The sequence below is a fragment of the Raineyella antarctica genome (genome assembly GCF_900092135.1).
GTDB classification, from domain to species: domain Bacteria; phylum Actinomycetota; class Actinomycetes; order Propionibacteriales; family Propionibacteriaceae; genus Raineyella; species Raineyella antarctica.
This window is the reverse complement of sequence record NZ_FMYF01000015.1, coordinates 51,650-73,110: the sequence shown is the minus strand read 5'-3', so window position 1 is coordinate 73,110 and position 21,461 is coordinate 51,650. Positions and strand designations below refer to the sequence as shown.

At 70.0% G+C, this 21,461-nt stretch carries 21 protein-coding genes; 9 read left to right on the top strand and 12 right to left on the bottom strand.

The window, feature by feature from the left end; all coding sequences use genetic code 11:
• Positions 1 to 14: 14 nt before the first annotated feature.
• Positions 15 to 1,229: an integrase catalytic domain-containing protein gene (locus GA0111570_RS16425; protein ID WP_217634033.1), complete on the bottom strand. Its 1,215-nt coding sequence runs from the start codon at positions 1,227 to 1,229 to the stop codon at positions 15 to 17.
• 202 nt (positions 1,230 to 1,431) lie between these two features.
• On the opposite strand from GA0111570_RS16425, the gene GA0111570_RS16420 reads away from it, so the two are divergent.
• Positions 1,432 to 2,367 carry a helix-turn-helix domain-containing protein gene (locus tag GA0111570_RS16420; RefSeq protein ID WP_175557547.1) on the top strand — a complete coding sequence of 312 codons (936 nt, stop codon included), beginning with the start codon at positions 1,432 to 1,434 and terminating at the stop codon, positions 2,365 to 2,367.
• Positions 2,368 to 2,470: 103 nt separating this feature from the next.
• Here GA0111570_RS16420 and GA0111570_RS16415 read toward each other — a convergent pair whose 3' ends face one another.
• From GA0111570_RS16415 to GA0111570_RS16395, 5 genes are all read right to left on the bottom strand, one after another.
• Positions 2,471 to 3,619: an NAD(P)-dependent alcohol dehydrogenase gene (locus GA0111570_RS16415; protein WP_092613714.1), complete on the bottom strand. Its 1,149-nt coding sequence runs from the start codon at positions 3,617 to 3,619 to the stop codon at positions 2,471 to 2,473.
• A 47-nt stretch (positions 3,620 to 3,666) separates the two neighbouring features.
• Positions 3,667 to 5,145, bottom strand: coding sequence for a benzaldehyde dehydrogenase (locus tag GA0111570_RS16410; protein WP_092613713.1), 1,479 nt, complete (start codon positions 5,143 to 5,145; stop codon positions 3,667 to 3,669).
• A gap of 141 nt (positions 5,146 to 5,286) precedes the next feature.
• Complete coding sequence (locus GA0111570_RS16405) at positions 5,287 to 6,366, bottom strand: DMT family transporter (RefSeq protein ID WP_245703265.1); 1,080 nt, start codon at positions 6,364 to 6,366, stop codon at positions 5,287 to 5,289.
• Between the two features lie 159 nt (positions 6,367 to 6,525).
• Complete coding sequence (locus tag GA0111570_RS16400; protein WP_175557546.1) at positions 6,526 to 7,278, bottom strand: VanZ family protein; 753 nt, start codon at positions 7,276 to 7,278, stop codon at positions 6,526 to 6,528.
• A gap of 55 nt (positions 7,279 to 7,333) precedes the next feature.
• Positions 7,334 to 8,041 (bottom strand): FadR/GntR family transcriptional regulator, encoded by a 708-nt coding sequence (locus tag GA0111570_RS16395; RefSeq protein ID WP_217634233.1) that lies wholly within the window; start codon positions 8,039 to 8,041, stop codon positions 7,334 to 7,336.
• Between the two features lie 258 nt (positions 8,042 to 8,299).
• On the opposite strand from GA0111570_RS16395, the gene mhpA reads away from it, so the two are divergent.
• The 7 genes from mhpA (at position 8,300) to GA0111570_RS16360 (ending at position 14,888) form a co-directional block, all read left to right on the top strand.
• Complete coding sequence (gene mhpA, locus GA0111570_RS16390; RefSeq protein ID WP_092613709.1) at positions 8,300 to 9,904, top strand: bifunctional 3-(3-hydroxy-phenyl)propionate/3-hydroxycinnamic acid hydroxylase MhpA; 1,605 nt, start codon at positions 8,300 to 8,302, stop codon at positions 9,902 to 9,904.
• Positions 9,905 to 9,975: 71 nt separating this feature from the next.
• Complete coding sequence (locus GA0111570_RS16385; protein WP_092613707.1) at positions 9,976 to 10,848, top strand: fumarylacetoacetate hydrolase family protein; 873 nt, start codon at positions 9,976 to 9,978, stop codon at positions 10,846 to 10,848.
• A gap of 16 nt (positions 10,849 to 10,864) precedes the next feature.
• Positions 10,865 to 11,791, top strand: coding sequence for a VOC family protein (locus GA0111570_RS16380; protein ID WP_092613705.1), 927 nt, complete (start codon positions 10,865 to 10,867; stop codon positions 11,789 to 11,791).
• A gap of 112 nt (positions 11,792 to 11,903) precedes the next feature.
• On the top strand, positions 11,904 to 12,227 hold the full coding sequence (locus GA0111570_RS16375) for a Dabb family protein (RefSeq protein ID WP_092613703.1): 324 nt from the start codon (positions 11,904 to 11,906) through the stop codon (positions 12,225 to 12,227).
• On the top strand, positions 12,224 to 13,045 hold the full coding sequence (locus GA0111570_RS16370) for a CoA transferase subunit A (RefSeq protein ID WP_092613701.1): 822 nt from the start codon (positions 12,224 to 12,226) through the stop codon (positions 13,043 to 13,045). The genes GA0111570_RS16375 and GA0111570_RS16370 overlap by 4 nt, the downstream gene beginning before the upstream one ends.
• Positions 13,042 to 13,704, top strand: coding sequence for a CoA transferase subunit B (locus tag GA0111570_RS16365; RefSeq protein ID WP_281245223.1), 663 nt, complete (start codon positions 13,042 to 13,044; stop codon positions 13,702 to 13,704). The genes GA0111570_RS16370 and GA0111570_RS16365 overlap by 4 nt, the downstream gene beginning before the upstream one ends.
• Positions 13,701 to 14,888 carry an acetyl-CoA C-acetyltransferase gene (locus GA0111570_RS16360; protein ID WP_092613697.1) on the top strand — a complete coding sequence of 396 codons (1,188 nt, stop codon included), beginning with the start codon at positions 13,701 to 13,703 and terminating at the stop codon, positions 14,886 to 14,888. The genes GA0111570_RS16365 and GA0111570_RS16360 overlap by 4 nt, the downstream gene beginning before the upstream one ends.
• An 83-nt stretch (positions 14,889 to 14,971) precedes the next feature.
• Here GA0111570_RS16360 and GA0111570_RS16355 read toward each other — a convergent pair whose 3' ends face one another.
• Positions 14,972 to 16,417, bottom strand: a complete 1,446-nt coding sequence (locus GA0111570_RS16355) for a nitronate monooxygenase (protein ID WP_245703264.1) — start codon at positions 16,415 to 16,417, stop codon at positions 14,972 to 14,974.
• Between the two features lie 316 nt (positions 16,418 to 16,733).
• Between GA0111570_RS16355 and GA0111570_RS16350 the strand changes: the two genes are divergently transcribed.
• Positions 16,734 to 17,699 carry a zinc-binding dehydrogenase gene (locus tag GA0111570_RS16350; RefSeq protein ID WP_092613695.1) on the top strand — a complete coding sequence of 322 codons (966 nt, stop codon included), beginning with the start codon at positions 16,734 to 16,736 and terminating at the stop codon, positions 17,697 to 17,699.
• A 41-nt stretch (positions 17,700 to 17,740) separates the two neighbouring features.
• Here the strand turns inward: GA0111570_RS16350 and GA0111570_RS16345 are convergent, their stop codons facing one another.
• The 5 genes from GA0111570_RS16345 to GA0111570_RS16325 form a co-directional block, all read right to left on the bottom strand.
• Positions 17,741 to 18,415 carry an alpha/beta fold hydrolase gene (locus tag GA0111570_RS16345; RefSeq protein WP_092613693.1) on the bottom strand — a complete coding sequence of 225 codons (675 nt, stop codon included), beginning with the start codon at positions 18,413 to 18,415 and terminating at the stop codon, positions 17,741 to 17,743.
• 34 nt (positions 18,416 to 18,449) lie between these two features.
• Entirely contained in the window at positions 18,450 to 19,259 is an 810-nt protein-coding gene (locus tag GA0111570_RS16340; protein WP_092613691.1) for an isocitrate lyase/PEP mutase family protein, read from the bottom strand.
• Between the two features lie 161 nt (positions 19,260 to 19,420).
• Positions 19,421 to 19,765 carry a type II toxin-antitoxin system HicB family antitoxin gene (locus GA0111570_RS16335; protein WP_092613689.1) on the bottom strand — a complete coding sequence of 115 codons (345 nt, stop codon included), beginning with the start codon at positions 19,763 to 19,765 and terminating at the stop codon, positions 19,421 to 19,423.
• The gene (locus GA0111570_RS18455) at positions 19,762 to 20,007 is read right to left on the bottom strand and encodes a toxin HicA (RefSeq protein ID WP_092613687.1); all 246 of its coding nucleotides are present in this window, start codon (positions 20,005 to 20,007) and stop codon (positions 19,762 to 19,764) included. Before GA0111570_RS18455 ends, GA0111570_RS16335 begins: the two co-directional genes overlap by 4 nt.
• 277 nt (positions 20,008 to 20,284) lie before the next feature.
• Positions 20,285 to 21,460: a DUF2332 domain-containing protein gene (locus tag GA0111570_RS16325; RefSeq protein ID WP_092613685.1), complete on the bottom strand. Its 1,176-nt coding sequence runs from the start codon at positions 21,458 to 21,460 to the stop codon at positions 20,285 to 20,287.
• Position 21,461: the final 1 nt, after the last annotated feature.

The window sequence follows — 21,461 nt, the reverse complement described above, 5'->3', positions numbered from 1 at the left end:
CCCGTTGCCTCATGTCAAGATGCCCGCGTAGCTTGCTTCGTTGCCTCATCTGATTTTGCCCGGATGGCTGGCTGGGTTCGGGGCGCCTTCTTCGCGGTGGTCAGGGCCAGGAGCTGGCTGGTCAGGGCCTGGATCTCGCGTTGGACGGCCGCGGGGTTGATCTGGCGGTAGCGGCTGGTCAGGGCGGCCTTGACCAGCCCGGTCACGCTGGGTTCGGCCTGGGCGCGCTGGTAGGGGGTCTGGGCGGTGTCGTACTTCTTGATCACCTTGGCGCCGACCCGCTCCTTGGCGATGAGTTTCTGCTGGGGGTAGAAGAAGTTCGTCAGGTCGGTCTGTCGGGCCCAGATCCGGTTCAGCAGATCGAGCTCGCCGGCGGTGTCGTAGCGGTGGTAGCCGACGATCTGACGGACCTGGGTCCAGTTCTTCTGCTCCACGTGCGCGCCGTCGTTCTTGTTGCCCGAGCGTGAACGGGTGAAGGTGATCTCCTGCTCGGTGCAGTAGCGAAGAAGCTCGTGGTTGATGAACTCGCTGCCGTTGTCCGAGTCGATCCCGCGCAGCGGGAAGGGCAGGTGTTCCCGGATGTCCACCAGCGCCTCGAAGACCCACTTCTGGGCCTTGTTGCGCACCGACCGGTTCTCCACCCACCCGGTCGCGATGTCGGTGACCGTCAGGGTGAACGCGAAATCGCCGCGGGAGTTGCCACCCTCGTGGCCGACCAGGTCGATCTCGACGAAACCGGGCACCGCGTCATCCCAGTCCGCCCAGGTCCGCATCGGGATCGCGTCCTTCAGCAGCGAACCGGGCTTGGTGTGGGAGTGCCCACGCACGGCCAGTTTCGCCCGGTCCGGGGCGAGCCGGCGGTCGATCGTGGCCGCCGAGATCCGACACAACGCCGCCGCGGTCTCCTCGTCCAGATCCAGCTCCCCGAAGGCGCGCAGCACCGGAACCAGCTCGCCCAGGAACGGGGCCATCCGCTTGCCCGACGCCGCCCCCATCACCGCCCAACACGTCCGCAACGCGACCATCACGTCCTCCCCGTAGACCGGCGGGCGCCCCTTGCGGGGCCGGACGATCTTGACCTTCAACGCCTCGCGCAACGCCTTGCGGGCATGGTCACGGTGCCAGCCCGTCAGCTCGCACAACTCGTCCAGGATCACCTTCTTGCCCGCCCGGTCCGCCGCCTTGTAGCGGCGAGCGCTCGCCCTGGTCACAGCCCGACGTTCAGCCATCGTCAACCCCATCAACTCGGCGTACCGGCACAGCAGCCACAGGGCCGGTCGACGCGCCGCTACGCGGGCATTCCTAGTTGAGGCAACGACCCCCTCCACGCGGGCATCTTTGATGAGTCAACGCGGGCCCTTGCCCTGCAGGTGTGGCCGTCGTCACAATGACCTGACCGGTCCGTCGACGCACCGGTCCTGGGAGGTGACGATGGCGAGGAGCATCCTGGCGCCCGACCTGTGGCGCGAGGCCATGGGCGAGACGTTCTACGGGCTCGAGCCGGCCGCTGCCCACCCGTCCACGGGCGAGCCTCCCACCGGTCGCGTCCGCGCCATCGCCCTCGACGACGTCGGTGTCTACTCCATCGCGGGGAACGAGCAGGCACTGACCCGCTCGCCCCGGGCGGTCCGCCACCACCCCAGCGACATACTCAAGGTCTGCTTGGTCGTCCACGGTGCGGCCACGCTCGAGCAGTCCGGGAACGTGGTCAGCGTCCTCCCGGGCGAGTTCGCCCTCTACGACACCGAGCGCCCCTACCGGTTGACCCAGCATGGCACCTGGGACGTACGCGTCATGACGGTGCACCGCAGCGCACTGGACCTGCACGACAGGCAGGTCCGACGGCTGCTGGAACGGCCGCATCCGGCCGACTCCGGGGCTGGCGTGCTGTACGCCTCCTACCTGGCAGGAGTCGTGGACGGCGCCGACCCGGATGCAGCGGCCATCAGCCGGCACCTGCGCGACGCCGGTATCTCGCTGCTGCGCGCCGCCCTGACCCGCGACCTCGATCCCGTGCTCGAGGCACGTGCCGACGTGGTCGCCGAGCAGGTGCTCGCCTTCGTGCGGGCCAACCTCGCGGATGAGGGGCTGAGCCTCGAGAAGGTCGCGCACAGCCAGAACCTGTCGACGCGGACGGTGCAGCGGTTGCTGGCACAGCAGGGTGTCACCTTCACAACCCTCCTGCGGACCAGCCGGCTGGAAGCGATCCGCCGCGACCTCGCCGACCCCGCACTGCGCCATCTCCCGATCGGGACGCTGGCCGCCCACGCGGGGGTGCACGACCAGGCGTGGCTGTCCCGTACGTTCCGCAAGGCGTACGGGACCAGTCCCTCGGACTTCCGCCGGGAGCATGCCCTGACACAGTGAAGCCCTGACACGGTGCACCGCCGAGCGCCGCCGAGCAAGGGCCCGGCGGCGCTCGGCCGTCTGCAGGTCGTGCTCGCTGCCCGTCCTTGCGGCAGCCAGCCGGTCAGTGCGGCATGCGGAGGATGGCCTTGAGCGTGCGGCCCTCCAGGCTGTCCTGGGCGGCCTCGTTGATCTGGTCCAGGTCATAGAACCGCACGAGCTTGTCGAACGGGAACCGGCCCTGACGGTGCAGTTCGACCAGGTGCGGGATGAACACGCCCGGCACCGAGTCACCCTCGACGATGCCGCGGATCGTGCGTCCCCCGAGGAGCAGGTTGTTCACGTCGAACTCCGACGTCGTGCCCAGCTTCGGGGCACCGACGACGCCGATCTGGCCCAGCGGCCCCAGTGCCTCGATGGCCTGGGCGAGCACCTCGGGTCGCCCGGTCGACTCCAGTGCGAACTGTGTGCCGGCCCCGGTGATCTCGCGGACCCCCTCGACCAGGTCGGTCTCCAGGGTGTTGATGGTGTGGGTCGCGCCCAGTTCCATCGCCAGCGCGAGCCGAGAGGCCACCACGTCCACCGCGATGATCGTGGTGGCTCCCGCGACCCGGGCGGCCATCACTGCGGACAGTCCGACGGCGCCCGCCCCGAGGGCGAGGAAGCTGCTGCCGGGCCGCACCCTGAGCGTGTTGATCACGGCACCGGCCCCGGTCTGGATGCCGCACCCGAGCGGGCCGAGCAGCTCCAGGGGCGCGTCCGCAGACACCTTGACCGCATTGGCCTGCTTGACCAGCGCGTACGTGGCGAACGAGCTCTGGGCGAAGAAGTGGTCGTGCAGCACCTCGCCCTCTGCGTCGGCCAGGGCACTGTTCCCCTCCGTGTCGCTGCCACCGAAGTTGAGCCCGAAGAACTGGTCACAGTAGCCGGGCATGCCGCTGGTGCACTGGGCACAGTGACCGCAGTACCCGTACGACAGGACGACGGGATCGCCCGGGGCCAGGGCCGTCACGTCGGAGCCGACCTGCTCGACGATGCCGGCCCCTTCGTGGCCGAGGACGGCGGGCAGAGGGACCGGATAGAACTGGTCGCGCACGATCAGGTCGGTGTGGCACAGGCCGGTGGCGACCACCTTGACCAGGACCTCGTCGGCCTGGGGCGGCCTGATCCTGGCCTGCTCGATGGTGAACGGGGCCTCCTTCTCGCGGGCCACCGCCACGGTGATCTCGCGGGTGGGTGTGAGGGTGCTGGTGCGGGATTCGGTGACTGTCATGTCGGGTCCTTGGTTGGTTGGTCGGGATCGGTGCGGGCGGGGGCGGGTCAGAGCGGGTAGTGCGGGGCCTGGTCGCGGATGGTCATCCACTGCCACTGGGTGAATTCCTCACCGTTGGAGCTGCCGCCGATGCTGGCGCCGTTGCCGGAGGCGCCGACGCCGCCGAACGGGTTGATCACGTCGTCGTTGACCGTCTGGTCGTTGATGTGCAGCAGGCCGGTCTGGAGGCGATCGCCGAGGGCCATCGCCCGCCCGACATCGGAGGAGATGATGCCCACCGACAGCCCGTACTCGGTGTCGTTGGCAAGCTCGACCGCCTCGTCGTCGGTGTCGAAGGGTACGACCACCGCCACGGGGGCAAAGATCTCCTCGCGGAAGGCCGGGTTGTCGGGCGTGACCCCCGAGAGCACGGTGGGCTCGAAGAAGAGGCCGTCGCAGCTCCCGCCGGTCTCCACGGTCGCACCGGCCGCGGCCGCCGCCTGCACCACGGCGAGGGCCCGGTCCCGCTGGTGCTCGTTGATCAGCGGGCCGAGGGCCACCTCCCCGCTGAGGGGATCGCCCACGGTCAGGCTCTTCGCCCTGGCCACGAGCCGCTCCAGGAGCGGCTGGTGGAGCGATCGGTGCACCAGGACCCGTCCGGTGGACATGCAGATCTGTCCCTGGTGGAGATAGACGCCCCAGACGGTGTTGGCCACGGCCAGGTCGAGGTCCGCATCATCCAGGATGATCAGGGAGTTCTTGCCACCCAGCTCCAGCGAGACCCGCTTGAGGTGTCTTCCGGCCGCCTCGCCGACCTTGCGGCCAGCTGCGGTCGACCCGGTGAATTGGACCATCGAGATGTGCGGGTCGCTCGTGATGGCGGCACCCGCTGCCGCGTCCCCCGGGACCACGTGCAGCGCGCCGGCCGGCAGGCCCGCCAGTTCGAAGATGCGCGCGATGGTGAAGCCGCCACAGACGGCTGTCCGCGGATCGGGCTTGAGCACCACGGCATTGCCCAGGGCCAGGGCGGGGGCGACGGCCCGGATGGCGAGGTAGAGCGGGAAGTTGAACGGCGAGATCACCCCGACGACCCCTACCGGGCGGCGGCGCGCGAGCGTCATCTTGCCGTCCGGGCTGGGCAATACCTCGCCGGTGGCCCGGCTGGGCAGCCCGGCGGCCTCGTGCAGGGCTCGCACGGTCAGCGACACCTCGAAGGCCGCCTTCGCCCCGGTGGATCCCGACTCCCGGATGATCCACTCGACGATCTCGTCGGCGTTCTCCTCGGCGATGCGGGCAGCGGCGCGTAAGACGGCCGCCCGCTCGTCGTAACTGGTCCGGGCCCAGCGGTGCTGGGCCTCGGCCGCCGACTTCGCGGAGTCGGCGATGCCCTGCTCGTCCACCAGGCCCACGGTCCCGAGGACCTCCCCCGTGGCCGGCTCCACCGTCTCGGCGGTGTGTGCTGCCGGCCGCCAGGTTCCGGTGAAGACCTTGCCTTCCCAGGTCTCCCGCGGCAGCAGGGTCGCGATGCTCGTCATGGTTGCAGTCATTCGATTCCTCCTCTTCCCTCGTCCTTGAGGGTCTCGTCGTTGAGGTGGGACGAGTCTTTCCGAACGGCCGCGGCGCCTCTTGTCCGTGCGCGCCGGACTTGTTGTCCGTGTGCGCCACGCCACATCCGGCGGCCCGGCGGATCACCGGCGGCGAGCGGACCGGTCGTGGGTGTGCCGGTGGTGGATGTCGGGATAGTGCTCGTGGGTGTGGGTGATCGCCTCGTGGGTATGGGGATGACGGTGCCCCCGCCGCGGGACCGGACCCTCGTGGTGGTGGTCGTGGTGCAGGTCGTCGTGGGTGTGCCAGTGGTCGTGGGCGAGGGCCTCGTGCGTGTGCTCGTGGCTGTGCTGCTCGCTCAGGTGCAGTCCCACCCCGAGGGCCATCAGGAGCCCGGCGACGACCAGCGGCACGGTCAGGGCCTCACCGAGCGCGAGCGCAAGGACAGCCCCGAAGAAGGGTGCGACCGAGAAGTACGCCCCCGCCCGGGCCGTCCCGACCAGGCGCAGGGCCACGATGAACAGGGCGAGGCTGGCCCCGTACGCCACCAGCCCCACGGTCATCGCCGCGACCAGACCGGACGCAGGAGGCAGGGAGGATCCGAGGGAGAACGCCAGCACGAGGTTCACCGGACCGGCGACCAGTCCCTTGACCCCCGCGAGCCACGACGCATCGACAAGGGAGACCATCCGGGTCAGGTTGTTGTCGATCGCCCAGGACAGGCAGGCGCCGAGCACGGCCAGCGCCGGCAGGGCCGCAGAGAACCTCGTCTGCCCCGGCCAGGACAGCACGACGGCACCCGCCACGATGGCCACCACGCCCAGCGCGACATGTGCGCTGACGTTCTCCCGGAAGACGAACCACGCCAGCAGCGCGGTGAACACGCCCTCGGCGTTCAGCAGCAGCGAGGCACCCGAGGCGGGCATCCCGACCAGCCCGTACATCAGCAGCACCGGTCCCACCAGTCCGCCGAAGAGGATCGCGCCGGCCAGCGGCGCGACGTCGGCGCGTGCGAGTCGTACGCGAGGGGATCGCCGGATGACCCGGTAGATGGTCAGTCCCAGACCCGAGCCGAGGTAGAGCAGGCCCGCCAGCATCCAGGGGCTGACCTCGGCGTCGAGGAGGAGCTTGGCCAGCGGTGTTCCCGCGCCGAAGAGTAGCGCCGCGAGCAGGGCGGCCTGCACCCCGCGGTGGCGCAAGGCGTCCAGCAGCGCGACGTTCACCTCTCCAGCGTAGGCACGGCAATGCCCGGGCCCACCACATTGCGAGTGCCACGCGGCCGGAGCGCGATGCGGACGAGCCCCTCATCACCACCGCGTGCCCGGTGAAACGGGGCGGGCGCGGGGCGTCGGGAGGCGCCTGAGGACCCTCCCAACATCGGCTCAGTCAGCCGGGCGCTCGATCGAGGCGACCGGTTCGACGGCCTCGACGCCGCCGGCTCTCCGGTGCACGGAGCGCCACCAGAAGCGTGACACCAGCGCCGCCAGCACACCACCGGCCGTGTTGACCAGGACGTCGTCCACCGAGGAGACCCGGTCCAGTTGCAGGACGTACTGCGAGACCTCGACGAGTACCGAGCAGCCGGCGACCAGCGCCATGACCCGGGGTATCGAGGCCAGCCGCCCGAACCGCAGCGGGGCGAAGAAGCCCAGCGCCGCGAACACCAGCATGTTGCCGCCGATCTGCATCGTCGCCGACAACGGCCCGGCGGCCACGATCGCGGTCAGGTCACGCAGCGGGACCAGGCTCACCCGCTCGGGGACGACGCCGGCCCCGGAGCCCGGCAACATGGTGATCCACACCCACGGCACTGTCCCGTAGACCATGCCGACCTCGGCCAGCGACTTCCGCCACGGCGACCCGGTGCCGGCGGCGATCCGAAAACGTGCCAGGATCCACACCGCCAGCGCGGCCACCGGCAGGGCGGCGAGGGCAAGGAACACCACGCCGTTGAACGTGCTGACCAGGCCGTGCCACCCCCTGCCCAGCGGCAGCAGCAGCATCCTCAGCACCATATGGAAGGGGAAGAACGCCGCCAGCGCACCGACGATAGCCACCCCCGCGACCGTCAGGCCGACCTGCCGGCCCCTGCGCGTACGAGGGGCCGGAGCCGGGAGTGATGCGTCGATGTCCATGCCCCTATTCAAGACCGACGACCCAACGGTGGCCTATTCGCCCGACACCGATCCGTCACCTTGCCGTCGTGCTGTGCTGGTGGATGAGCCGCATGGCGGCCTCTCGATCGCGCGCCTCGAGGGCGTCGACCAGGTCGACGTGCAGTTGGTACCGCTCGGCGATGTACTCCGGAAGCGAGGCGTCGGCGGAGCTCTTGACCGACAGGGTGTGGGTCTCGATGAACTCGAGGAGGTTGAGGTAGAGCGTGCGCGTCACGGTGTCCGGGCTGACCCTGGCGATCGCGGAGTGCAGGTCCCAGTTCGCCCGTACGAAGGCGGTGGGATCGTGTGCCTCGATGGCCTCGTGCATCTCGTCCAGGGACCTGCGCATCCGGGCCACATCGGCGGCCGCGCTGTGATCGAGGGCGTCCTCGACGATCAGGGGATCCAGGGCATCGCGGAGGCGTACCGCGCGAGAGATGTCGGCATCGGCCGTATCGAGGGCGAGGATCGAGTTCCCCAGCCGGACGAAAGGCGTAGGTTCGGCTGCGAAGACGCCGCCCCCCGGGCCGGGACGCAAGGTGATCAGGCCTCGGGCCTGGAGGATCTGCAGGGCTTCGTTGAACGTGCCCTTCGAGACCTCGCACCGCTCCTGGAGTTCGGTCTTGGTTCCCAGGCGAGCGCCGCGCGGCGACTCCTCGGCCATCCGCCCGATCACCAGAGCGGCCTGCTCCGGCCGGCTCAAGCCGGAGGCGAAACCCATCTGGTCCAAGAGATCAGTCACAACATCCTCGCTTAAGTCCGTCCTGTCGATTATCGCACCACGGCAGTCTCCGCCCCTCGTACCGCCGCCAGGGGCTGGACCGATGGAACGCATCAACCGATCCGTAGGCGGGCCATCCGTGTGTCCAGCGCACGGATGTTGACCAACCCCTTGACATGAGACCCAGGTCACGTCCAGACTAACAATCAATCGAGCATGATTAATACCCATTGATTCGGATGGATGCTCGAACAGCCTCCCCCAAGGAAGTGAGTAGGCATGAACGACACGATGTACGACGCTGTCATCGTCGGAGCGGGTCCCGTCGGTCTCTCGTTGGGTCGCATGCTGGGCCTGAACGGGCACCAGGTGTTGATCCTCGATCGCTGGCCCCAGCCGTACCCGCTACCGCGCGCGGTCCACTTCGATGACGAGATCGGCCGGATCTTCCAGTCGATGGAACTCACCGACCAGATCAAGGCCGTCTCGGAAGGCGTACCCGACTTCTACGAATGGCGGAACGCCGAGGGCGAGACCCTGGTCCGCATCGACTGGTCCGGGACCGGCCCGTGCGGCTGGCCGACGGCCAGCTTCTTCTCCCAGCCGCAGGTGGAGGCCTTGCTCGCCGATGCCGTCGAGGCCATGGACAACGTCACCTTGATGCGTGCCGCCGAGGCGGTCGGCATCGAGGAGCGCGACGACTCCGTCCGGGTGACGCTGCACAGCACGCAGATCGGCCAGACCACCGTCGACGCCCGCTTCGTGGTCGGCTGCGACGGAGCCAAGAGCTTCGTCCGGGAGCACCTGGGCACGACCATGCACGACGAGGGATTCTTCTTCGACTGGCTGATCGTCGACGTCATGCCCAAGGACGACGTGGAATGGTCACCGCAGAACTGGCAGTCCTGCGATCCGGCCCGGCCCACCACCCTGGTCTCGGGCGGCCCCGGTCGGCGCCGCTGGGAGTTCATGCGCCTCCCCGGAGAGACCCGCGCCCAGATGAACACCCCCGAGAAGGCGTGGCAGCTGCTCGAGGCGTGGGGCCGTACGCCGGAGAACACCGAACTCGAACGTCACGCCCTCTACACCTTCTCCGCCCGTTGGGCGGAGAAGTGGAACTCCGGACGGCTCGCCATCGCCGGAGACGCCGCCCACCAGATGCCCCCGTTCGCCGGCCAGGGGATGTGCTCCGGCCTGCGGGACGCGGCGAACCTGGCGTGGAAGCTGGACCGGGTGCTGCGCGGCGAGTCCACACAGGAACTGCTGGACACCTACACCAGCGAGCGCAAGGCCCATCTCCAGCACGCGATCGCCATGTCGGTCGAACTCGGTCGAGTCATCTGTGTCCTGGATGTCGAGATCGCAGCGGAGCGCGACGCACGCATGCTGGCGGGCGGCGCCGACCCGGCCAAGGTCCTGCCGATCAGCGCGCTGCCGGTGCTCGGGGAGGGCGTGTGTGCCGAGGACCTCGGCATCCCGGACCTGCGCGGCACCTTGGCGCCCCAGTTCCCCGTCGACCGGGACTCCCGGACCGACCTGCTCGACGACATCACCGGCCCCGGAGCGCTCCTGCTGGTGCCCGGGACGATGCCGGCGGCGGACCAGCACGACCCGGCGCTCCTGGACCAGCTCGTACGACTGGAGGTGCAGCCACTGGCCATCGCCGTAACCGGCTCCGCCGACCTGCAGGACCCGACGGGGGCTTGGACCGATTGGTTCACCCAGAACCGGGTCGCTGCCGTACTGATCCGCCCCGACCACTACATCTTCGGCGCCGTCACCGACATCGCCGAGCTCTCGCAGCTGGTCGACGAGTACCAGGACCGGATCGCAGCCTCGACCTCGTCACTCGAAGCGGTCCGGGCGGCCTCGGCACTCGCCTGATCACCCCGCATTCCCCCGAACACACCCAGACATCCGACGCACCCGTACATCGAACAGGGAGAACAACCACCATGCGCATCGCGAACCTTGACAACCGTGCAGCCCTCGTCCTCGGAGAGACCGGCGCCGAGCAGGCCGTCGACATCGCCACCGCCTCGGAGGGACGCTTCGGGCCCGACGTCGCGGACCTCTACTCCTCCTGGGCCGAGCTGCAGGAGTGGGTCGCCGGACTCGACACCGCCACCCTGCCCGCGACGGACCTCGACCGCAGCCGACTGAACGCCCCCTCCCCCGCGCCCCGCCAGGTCTTCGCGATCGGGCTGAACTACGACGAGCACGCGGCCGAGTCCGGCTTCGATTCGCCCACCCACCTCCCCCCGGTGTTCACCAAGTACGTCTCCTCCTTCTCCGGTCCGGATACCGAGGTGACAATCCCCACGGACGGGAACGTCGACTGGGAGGTCGAGCTGGTCGTGATCATCGGACGCCAGGGGCACCGCATCGACGCGGCCGATGCCTGGGACCACGTTGCCGGCCTGACCGTCGGGCAGGACATCTCCGAGCGGGTCTCCCAGCTGCGCGGACCCGCCCCGCAGTTCGGCCTGGGCAAGTCGTTCCCCGGCTTCTCCCCGCAGGGCCCGTGGCTGGTCACGCCGGACGAGGTCGGCAACCCGGACGACCTGGAGCTCGGCTGCACGATCGACGGCGAGACGGTCCAGAAGGGCCGCACCAGCGAACTCATCTTCCCGGTGGCCGAGCTGATCGCCGGCCTGTCCAACTCCGTCACGCTGTACCCCGGTGACGTCATCTTCTCCGGCACCCCGGCGGGCGTCGGTGTCGGCCGGAGCCCGCAGCGATTCCTGAAAGCCGGGGAGCAGCTCCACACCTGGGTCGAGGGCATCGGCGACCTGAACCAGCGCTTCGTCGCTGCCCCCGTCGAGTGAGGGACCGGTAACCATCATGGCACTGCACGGACTGGGCAAAGTCACCCTCGGCGTCCCCGACGTGGACGACACCATCGCGTACTACAGCGAGTTCGGCCTCGACCACCGCGGCGACGGTGTGTTCGCCACCGCCAACGGCGGCGAACAGCTCGAAATCACCAGGACCCCGTTCCGGCGCCTGGTCGAGCTGGCGGTCGCCGCCGACGACCACGACGACATCGCCGCCGTCGACTCCCGGCTGCACAAACTAGGTCTGGCCACCGTCCTCGACGACACCTCGGTGCTCGCGGTCGAGCCGGTGACCGGGACCCGGGTCCGAGTGGGCATCCGACCCCGCATCGTGATCGACCCACCGGTCACCGCTACCCCGTACAACGGGCCCGGCCGCATCGACCGCTGGGGTCGGGCACCCTTCATCGCCCGGAGCGGCCCGGTGCGGCCCCGCAAGCTCGGACACGCCGTCCTCGGTTCCACCGACCTGCCGACCACCATGAAGTTCTTCACCGAAGGACTCGGGTTCAAGGTCAGCGACTACATGGGCGACCACGCGGCGTTCATGCGCTGCTCGAACGAGCACCACAACGTGCTGGTCATGAGTGCCCCGGTCAACTTCATGCACCACACGAGCTGGCAGGTCGATGACATCGACGAGATCGGACGCGGCGCCCAGAGCATGCTCGAAGGCCACCCCGAACGGCATGTCTGGGGCCTGGGCCGGCACTTCGCGGGTGCCAACTTCTTCTGGTACCTCAAGGATCCGGCGGGCAACTTCGCCGAGTACTACTCCGACATGGACACCGTCTCGGAGGACGACCTGTGGTCCCCGCAGGTGCTGCACGGGCTGCAGGGCCTGTACGCCTGGGGGCCGCCGCCCCCGCCCTCGTTCCTCGAGCCGGAGGACCTGGCGGCCCTGATGACCGGGGCACACTCCGCCCGGGTCTGATCCGGGCCCCCAGAGGGCCCACCGCAGCTGGTGGGCGCCGACCCGGTGCCCCACCAAGTGCGGGAGCCCCACCCCCCCGACGCTTCTCCACCACACGGAAGGAACCACCGCGATGCCGGTCGCTCACGTCGTCACTTTCACCTTCGTCCCGGGCACCCCGCCCGAGACGATCGCCGCGCTCTCGGATGGCCTGCGGGCCGTCTCCGCCGCCTGCACGGGGATCGAGTCCTACCACCATGGCGGCGACCTCGGCCTTCGCCCCGGAACGGCCGACTACGCCATCGCCGCCGTCTTCAGCGACCGCGACGCCCTGGCCCGCTACCTGACGCACCCCGAGCACCTGCGCGTCAACGCCGACTTCGGCCCCATCATCGCCGCCAAGTCCTCTGCGCAGTTCGCCGCCGGCCACCAGGAGCAGAAGGTCGGCCGACCATGACGACCACGACCCTGGAGCCCGCGAACCACCCTCGCGTCGGGCTCGACAAGGTGGTGGCCTCGGCCGCCGAGGCGGTCGCCGACATCCCGGACGGAGCATCGCTGGCCGTCGGAGGATTCGGGTTGTCGGGTGCTCCGATGGCGCTGATCACCGCACTCCTGGAGCGAGGGGTCCGGGAACTGTCGGTCGTATCGAACAACTGCGGGGTCGACGACTGGGGCCTGGGAGTGCTGCTGGGCGCAGGCCTGATCCGCAAGATGACCTCCTCGTACGTGGGAGAGAACAAGCAGTTCGCCGAGCAGTACCTCTCCGGCCAGCTCGAGGTGGAGCTGATGCCGCAGGGCACCCTGGCCGAGAAGCTCCGTTCGGGCGGAGCAGGGATCCCCGCGTTCTACACCCGTACGGGTGTCGGCACCCAGGTCGCCGAGGGCGGTCTGCCGCAGCGCTACGACGCGGCCGGCAATGTGGTCAAGGCCTCGGAACCCAAGGAGGTCCGCGCCTTCGCCGTGGACGGCGTCCAGAAGGACTTCGTCCTCGAGGAGGCGATCACGACCGACTACGCCCTGGTGCACGCCCTGCGGGGCGATCGCTACGGCAACCTGGTGTTCGCCAAGGCGGCACGAAACTTCTCACCGGTCGCGGCCGTGGCCGGACGGACCTGCATCGCACAGGTCGAGGAGCTGGTCGAGCCCGGCGAGATCGACCCCGACCAGGTACACCTGCCGGGGGTGTACGTCCACCGGATCATCGAGGTGGGCAGGGACATCGAGAAGCGGATCGAGAAGCGTACGATCCGCAGGACGGAGACTGGGCAGTGACGCTGAGCAGAGAGCAGATGGCCGCCCGGGCGGCGCGAGAGCTGGCCGACGGGTCCTACGTCAACCTCGGGATCGGGCTGCCGACCCTCGTACCGAACCACCTTCCCGAGGGCTTGGTGGTGATGCTGCAGTCCGAGAACGGCATCCTGGGCGTCGGCCCCTACCCGGCCGACGACGCCGTGGATCCGGACCTGATCAACGCTGGCAAGGAGACCGTCACCACCCTGCCGGGAGCCTCGTACTTCGACTCGGCGACGTCGTTCGGAATGATCCGAGGAGGCAAGATCGACGTGGCCATCCTCGGGGCGATGCAGGTCTCCCGCAGCGGGGACCTGGCGAACTGGATGATCCCGGGCAAGATGGTCAAGGGACCCGGCGGAGCGATGGACCTGGTCCACGGCGCCCGGAAGGTCATCGTGCTGATGGAGCACACCGCCAAGGACGGGTCCCCCAAGATCGTCGAGTCCTGCTCGCTGCCGCTCACCGGCCGCGGCGTGGTGCAGCGGATCATCACCGACCTGGCGGTCATCGACGTCACCCCCGACGGGTTGCGGTTGGTCGAGGTCGCCCCGGGTGTGACGGTGGAGGACGTACAGGCACGTACGGAGCCGGACCTCGACGTCTCCGACCACCTCGTCCGGGTGGAGGTGAACGCGTGACCGGCGCGACCGATGTCGTGATCGTCGCAGCGGCCCGCACCCCGCTGGGCAGGATCTCCGGGGCCCTGGCCGGCCTGGGCGCACCCGAGCTCGGCGGGGTCGCCATCGCCGGGGCACTCGAGCGGAGCGGGATCGATCCGGCACTGGTGGACGCCGTGATCATAGGGCAGGCACTCCAGGCCGGGGTCGGGCAGGGTCCGGCACGGCAGGCCGCCATCGCCGGTGGCATCGGGTGGCGTGCCCACTGCACCACGGTCAACAAGGTGTGCCTGTCGGGTCTGACCGCGATCATCGATGCCGCCCGACTGGTCCGCTCCGGGGAGGCCGACGTGGTCGTGGCCGGCGGGATGGAGTCGATGACCAACGCGCCCTACCTGCTGCCCGGGGCCCGGGGCGGCTTCCGCTACGGCAACGTCGCAGCCCTGGACAGCACCCTGCACGACGGCCTGACCGACGCCTTCGTCCACTCCGCGATGGGTGCCTGCACCGACCACGACACGGCGGAGAAGTACCCGATCTCCCGGGCCGAGCAGGACGAGATCGCCGCCGCCTCCCACCAGCGCGCACAGGCCGGCTGGGACGCCGGCGTGTTCGACGCCGAGGTGGTGCCAGTGACGATCCCGGACCGCAAGGGCTCGACGACCGTCGCGCGGGACGAGGGCATCCGGCCGGACACCACCGCGGAGACGCTGGCCCGGCTGCGGCCGGCGTTCAGTCCCGACGGCTCGGTCACCGCGGGGAACGCCTCGCAGCTCACCGACGGCGCGGCCGCCACCGTGCTGACCACGCGAGCCCATGCGCAGGCCAACGGCTGGCAGGTGCTGGCGACCGTACGGGCGGCGGGACAGGTCGCGGGGCCGGACACCTCCCTGCATGCCCAACCCGCCAACGCGATCAGGATGGCACTGGACCGGCAGGGCTGGTCAGTGGACGAGCTGGACCACGTCGAGATCAACGAGGCCTTCGCCGTCGTCGTTGCCCAGTCGGCGCGCGACCTCGGCCTGGATCGGGCCCGGGTCAACCCGAACGGCGGCGCCATCGCCCTCGGGCACCCGCTGGGGGCCTCCGGGGCCCGACTCGCGGTGCATGCGGCCCACCGGTTGGTCGCTCGCGGCGGCGGCCGGGCGGCCGTCGCCCTCTGCGGCGGTGGCGGCCAGGGCGAAGCGCTCCTCCTGGAGGCGTAGGCCGGTCAGGCCGGTGGCCGCCGCGGGCACGTGGCCCGAGGGCGGCACCGGAACTTCTCCGATCACGCCGGATGGAGCCGGGTTCAGGCCAGGCTGCTCGTCAGCCACTCGACGGCCTCGGCGGCGGTCCAGCCGTCGGGGCGGGTCTCGGCGAGCCGCTCGGGACCGGACAGGTCCTGGCCGAGGGTGATGGCGGGCTGCTCGACGTAGCCGCTCTTGCGCATCTGGCCGAGGCCGATGTCGGCGAGCAGCGCGTTGCACAGGCACATGCGGCCGATGGTGTCGGCGGCCTCACCGCCCTTCTTCACGTACATCTGCTCGGGCTCGGCGGCGCAGCGATAGGTCAGCCGCCCGTCCTCACGCTCCACCGGCGTACGCAGGAAGCCGAGGTCGCAGATCCGCTCGCGCGCCGCGTACGTCTCCGGCTCCGAGAGGCTGCCCTCGACGTTCGCGATCTTGAACGGGAACCCGGTGGGCGAGGCGCGCGGGTCGTTGCGGACCTGGCCGCTGTCCTGGTTGAGCGAGTGGAGCAGTCCGGACCTCAGGTCCGTACGCAACCCCGACTCCTCGGCGAAGGCGAACAGGGTCCCTACCTGTACCCCGACGGCACCGGCGGCGACAGCGTCGGCCACCCGCTCCGGGGTGCCGTAGGCCCCGGCCAGCCAGAAGGGCAGTCCGATGGCTGTCATGGCCGCGAGGTCGGCGTTGTCACGCAGGCCGTAGACCGGCTGCCCGGCGTCGTCCAGGGCCATCTTGCCGCGCGGCGGCGCGCTGTGGCCGCCCGCCAGCGGGCCCTCCACGATGAAGCCGTCCGGCCGGAACTGCTCGCTGCGGTTGAGGAACGCGGCCAGCACGTGCAGGGACACGATGGCCAGGAACTGCGGGCGCTTCAGCTCGGGCAGCGCGTCGCCCAGCAGCTCGACCGGGTCGAGCGAGGCGATGTAGGGCCGGGTAGCGTCCGCGACGTCGATGGTGAGCTCACCGGGGAGCCCGGCGGCGAAGTTGTTCAGCAGTTGCGGGATCTCGCGCGGGATGCCGGCGCCCATCAGGACGTAGTCGACACCGGCGAGCATGGCCCCGAGGACAGCGGACAGGGTCGCCGTCTGGATCTTCTCCAGCAGGTTGATGCCGACGACGCCGTCGTGGCCCTCCTTGGCGAGCCACACCTCGGCGAAGTTGCCGACCAGCGCCAGCTCGATCGCCGCCGGCCGCGGGTTGAGACCGAGCGGGAGCTGGGGACGGTAGGCCGCGCCGTCGCGGCCCCCCTCGCGGAAGTACCGATCGAGCACCCGCGACGCCATCGCTGGGGACGGGAAGTGTGCCAGGGCGCGCCGGATGTGACCACCCTCGTCGCCGTCCTGCAGCCGCCTGGCCACGACGCTGTCGAGGGCCGTCCCCGAGACCACGCCGAGCTGACCGGTCAGGGAGACCTGCCGGGCGAGTTGCCAGCTGGACACAGCGACACCCATGCCGCCCTGAATGATGACGGGGCGCGTCACCACGGCCGTCTGCTCTACCGTCATATTCATAAACCTACGGTACCGTAACTTACGCCTGGCCCTGAATCGGGCGGGAGCGCCCACGAACCCCTGTCGACCGTTGTCATGGCGCCGATCCGGGGGCAGCGTTCTGCCTATAACTGAGCCTGGGCCGAATGTGATTTCGGCGACAGAGCCGGACAGGTTGGTGGAGTTGGGCTCCCCCCCGGGTGGTGAACGGATGGGGAGCTGCGTGGCGACGTGAGTCGGCTCGTCCTCGGCTCCGAACCCGATCGAGAGCGGTCGTACGGTGCCCTGTGGTCGAATGGCCCTGGACGATCCACACACTTCCCGGAGGAGTCACCCGATGCGCGCTGCCGTCGCTGTCAGCCAGGACTACGACCACCCGCTGGACGGCCTGCAGGTGCAGGAGATGCCCGATCCCGAGCCCGGACCCGGTTCGGTGAAGGTGCACGTACGTGCCGCCTCGCTGAACATGCATGATGTGTGGACGCTGCGCGGGGTAGGGCATCCGGCCGAGAAGCTGCCCCGGATCCTGGGCTGCGACGTCGCGGGCGTGACCGACGACGGCCGCGAGGTGGTCGTCGCCTCGGTGATCGGTGACCCGAGCGCGGGTGGGGGTGACGAGACGCTGGACCCGCGCCGGACGCTGGTCTCGGAGAACATCGACGGCGCCCTGGCCGAGCAGATCGTGGTGCCCGAGCGCAACCTGATCGACAAGCCGGCAGCCCTGTCGTTCGAGGAGGCCGCCTGCCTGCCGACGGCCTGGGGCACCGCGTTCCGGATGCTGTTCACCCGCGCCGGGGTCCGTCCCGGCGACCGGGTGCTGGTGCAGGGCGCCTCGGGCGGGGTGAACTCGGCGGCGATCACGCTGGCGGTGGCCGCCGGTGCCCGGGTCTACGCCACCGCTCGCACCCCGGAGAAGCAGGAGTACGCCCGCAGCCTGGGCGCGATCCCGTTCGCGTCCGGAGGCCGGCTTCCCGAGCGGGTCGAGGTCGTCGTGGACAACGTCGGCGCCGCGACGTGGGCGCACTCGCTGCGCTGCCTGAAGCCCGGTGGCCTGGTCGTGACGTGCGGCGCGACCACCGGCGGCGCGCCGGATCCGGAGCTGAACCGGGTGTTCTACCAGCAGCTGCGGGTGATCGGCTCCACCGGCGCCACCCGCGGGGAGGTCGAGTCCCTGCTGCGCTTCATGGCAGACCGCGATATCCACCCGCACATCGACCGGGTGATCGGGCTGGACGAGGTGAAGGACGGGTTCGCGGCCATGATCGCCGGCGAGTTCCTGGGCAAGATCGTCGTCACGCCATAGCCACCGATCACTGCCGATCAGTCATCCCCCGCCTGGGCCACTCACTCCGTGAGCAGCCGGGCGATGGCGGCGGCCTGGGTGAGGGCGTTGAGGTGTCCGCCCGGCGCCACCTCGACCTCGAGGCCGAGACGCTCGGCCACGATGCGGCGCTGGAAGTCCAGCGGGAACAGCCGGTCGTCCCGGGCAGCCAGGAACCGGGTCGGCACGTCCGGCCACGCCGCCAACGGCCATGGATCGGCGAACGGCCGCCCCGACTGCACCACCTCAGGCCCGGCCTTGGCCTCGGCCAGTAGCTCCGGATCGGCGTCGTGGAAGTAGAGCTCCCACGGATCCTCGAGGGTGGCGGGATCGCGCCCCTGCTGCTCGGCGTACGCCCGGGCTGCCGCGGCCTGCCCGGTCACGACCCACCAGTCGCCACCGGTCTCCCCCGGCGAGGGTGTCATGGCGTTGAGCAGGACGATCTGCTCGACCTCGAGCCGGTCGCAGACCAGGGGCGCGACCAGGCCTCCCATGGACTGCGCGACCAGCGTCACCGGTCCGGGCACGTCGACGGCCCGTACGACGGCGTCGGCGTACGCCACCAGCCCGGCGGAGTCGTCGTCGGCCGGCAGCTCCACGGCGATCGCGGTGTGGCCGAGCGAGCGCAGCTCCGCCACCAGCCGATGCCAGGACCACGCCCGGCCCCCGGCTCCGGGAATCAGTACGAAGGTCGTCATGTCATCTCGCTCCCGCCCTCATCGACGACACGGATCAGGGGCGATCAAGGAGCGCGTTGAGGTTCGGCAGGTCCACGAACTGCGAGAAGGTTCCCGTGTCGGCGATCTCCTGCGCGGCGGCGAGGAAGCCACGCCAGGCGGTCTTGGCGAGCATCCCACCCACGCTGATCCGTCGTACGCCGAGGCCGGCGGCCTCAGCGACGGTGGTGAAGGGGGTGTGGATCAGCAGGTTCACGGGTTTGGGTGACACGGCGGCGACGATCGCGGACACGTGGCCCAGCGAGGTGATCCAGGGCGCGTAGAGGCAGTCGGCTCCTGCTTCGGCGTACGCGCTGAGCCGACGGATCGTCTCGTCGATGTCGGGACGGTCCCAGACGAACCCCTCCGAGCGGGCCGTCAGGACGACCCCCGTGCCGCTGTCGTCGATCGCGGCCCGGGCCGCCTGGATGCGCTCCACGGCGAGGCCGAAGTCGAACAGTGGCGCGGCCGGATCGCCGGAGAAGTCCTCGATGGAGAGCCCTGCCACGCCGGTCTGCACCGCCAGACCCACATTCACCGCCAGGTCCCCAGGCTGGGCGGCGAAGCCGCCCTGGAAGTCCGCGTTCACCGGCAGGTCCACGGCGGCGACGATGACGCGGAGGTGCGCCAGGGTCTGCTCGAGGCCGACCCTGTTGTCCGACCGACCCACCGACCAGGCGAAACCGGCACTCGTCGTCGCCAGGGCGCTGAAGCCCATCGCCGCGAGCGCTCGCGCGGTCCCGGCATCCCACGGGTTCGGCATCACGAAGCATCCCGAGGCGTGCAGCCGCCGGAACTCGGCCGTCCGGTCTGCGCTGCTGTTCATGGCACACCTCGTTCATTGGGGGTGGCGGGCTCGGAACCGCCGGCCAAATCAGGAGAATCCCGATTCCCAGCGTACGGAGGTGCCGTCGAGGAGGTCAACGACTCCGGCCGACCATGGGTCCGCACGGAGGAGCTGGTAATCACTCGCCTTCCCGAGCGCGTTCAGGATGCTTCGGACAGGCGGCGAACCACGTACTGATTGAGGCTGAGGTGCTCCTCGGCGGCTTGGATGGCGAGTCGGCGGTGCAGGCTCTCACCGACCCGCAGATTGAACTTGCCCGAGTAGGTTCGCTGTGACAGGGGTTCGGGCACGACCTCGTCGGCGGCGGTGAGATCGGCCACCGTGTCAGCCACCAGAGCCACCAGTCCCTGCAAGGCCTCGGCCTGAGAGCCGGCCAGCCACGACAGGGACGGGAACTCTGCACAGGTGGCGACATACTCGCCGTCCTCGACAGACCAGGTCACCCGGTAGGTGTATCGGGACACGTCTGGGTGCTGCTGGGTCATTTCGCCTCCTTCTTGTCGATCGCGGCCAGGACCTGCCGCACCTGGTAAGACTTGGCCTTGCCGTTGTCGTTCTGGATGTTCACGCGCGGGTCGCCGGGCCACGGGGTCTTGAACACCGCATGGGAGCCGCCGCTGCGCCGTGGTGACCCGAAGTAGTGTTCGCAGACCTTGTGGAGGTCCTCGTAGCGGACATCCTGAGGATTTCTCCTCATTCCGGCGACGAGCTTCTCCACGGACGACACACCGCAATGGTACTACTAGCGGTACCACGCTCAACGGCGCGCGCCGCAAGGCGCCTCATCTCGGGCGCCGAGGGCGATCCAGACGTCCGGGAGCCTGCACGACTTCATCGATGCACTGGGGCGCTCGTTCAATGGCTGATCTGTCCTGAACGCTGATGGCGCGACCCTCACCGGCAGCCGGTGGGGGTCCCGGCGTGTTGAGGCAGTGCGGCATCGCGGACTGACGCCTCAGACGGCCGCGCCGATCGGTGACGGCAACTGAGCGAGGCACCCACGTTCAAGGTCGCGGAATCTCCAGCCAGCGACCGTGCGGGTCGGCGCTCCCCCAGCTGACCGGATCGAGCTCGTCGGCACCCTGCCAGCGGTGGACGCCCAACTGCGCCACCCCTCGGTCGTCGGCTCCTTGCGCCAGCGGCGGCAGCCCGGGCACCGCGTCGGCCGGTTCGGCGGAGCACCAGCTGACCCGCGCTCCGGAGCTCCGGGCGAAGCCGGCCAGTGCCTCGGCAAACAAGACACGGCGGGAGCGCTCGACATAGGTCAGTGCCCAGGAGGTGACCACGACCAGGTGCGCGTCCCCGGTAGCCGTGCCGAGCGCTGCCGCCAGGGCGCCGTGGACCACGTCCGGATCGGTCAGGTCGCCATCGCGCAGCGTGGGCCGGTCCCGGTGCGGCAGCTGCTGGCGCTGGCGGACCGCGGCCCGGAAGCGTTCGACGCGTTCAGGCATGTCCGGCCACAGGCAGGCCTGGAGCCAGCGCAACGTGTCGTGGTCCTCCGGCGGGACCGTCGCGAGGTCGACCCCGACCCGGGCCACGATCCGGGGCGGGTGCAGTGCCGGGACCGTCAGGGTCCCGAGGCGGTCGTCCGCACGGTTATGCACCGCCGATGAGCGGTCGCCCCAGGCCAGTTCGGCATTCCCGGGGCCGGTCACCCGGACGTCGTACCGGTCCGGGGTGAGCAGCAGCCCGGCACTGGTGCCGAACCCGACCAGCGCCACGGGCCGGCGGGGCGAGGCCAGCGCGAGCATCGCCAGCACGTACGTGCTCCGGTTCACTTCGTTGGTCTGGACCGTACGGCCGGCGATCGTGGCCCGGAGCTGTTCGCGATGGCAGAGCACCAGGTCGCGGACCTCGGGCCACGAGCCGGGTGTACGCCACTCATCGGGGGCGGGAGCCTGAGCCGGATCGGTCAGCGAGGCGAACCAGCGGGCGACCGCCGGCGGATCGTCGGGGGCGACCTCGACCAGTCGCAGCACCAGCTCATGGAGCGCGGCGAGCAGCAGCACCGGTCGCTCCTGGCCGGGACGGGCCGCCAGCAGCAGCTCGGCGACCTCGTCGTCCTCGGCCGACGCGGTGCAGATCGCGTGGTAGAGCGGCAGGGACGGGTAGGCGGCGGCGAAGTCAACGAACCGGCGTCGGATGACGGCAAGGCGGTCGGCATCCACGATGGAGGGCACC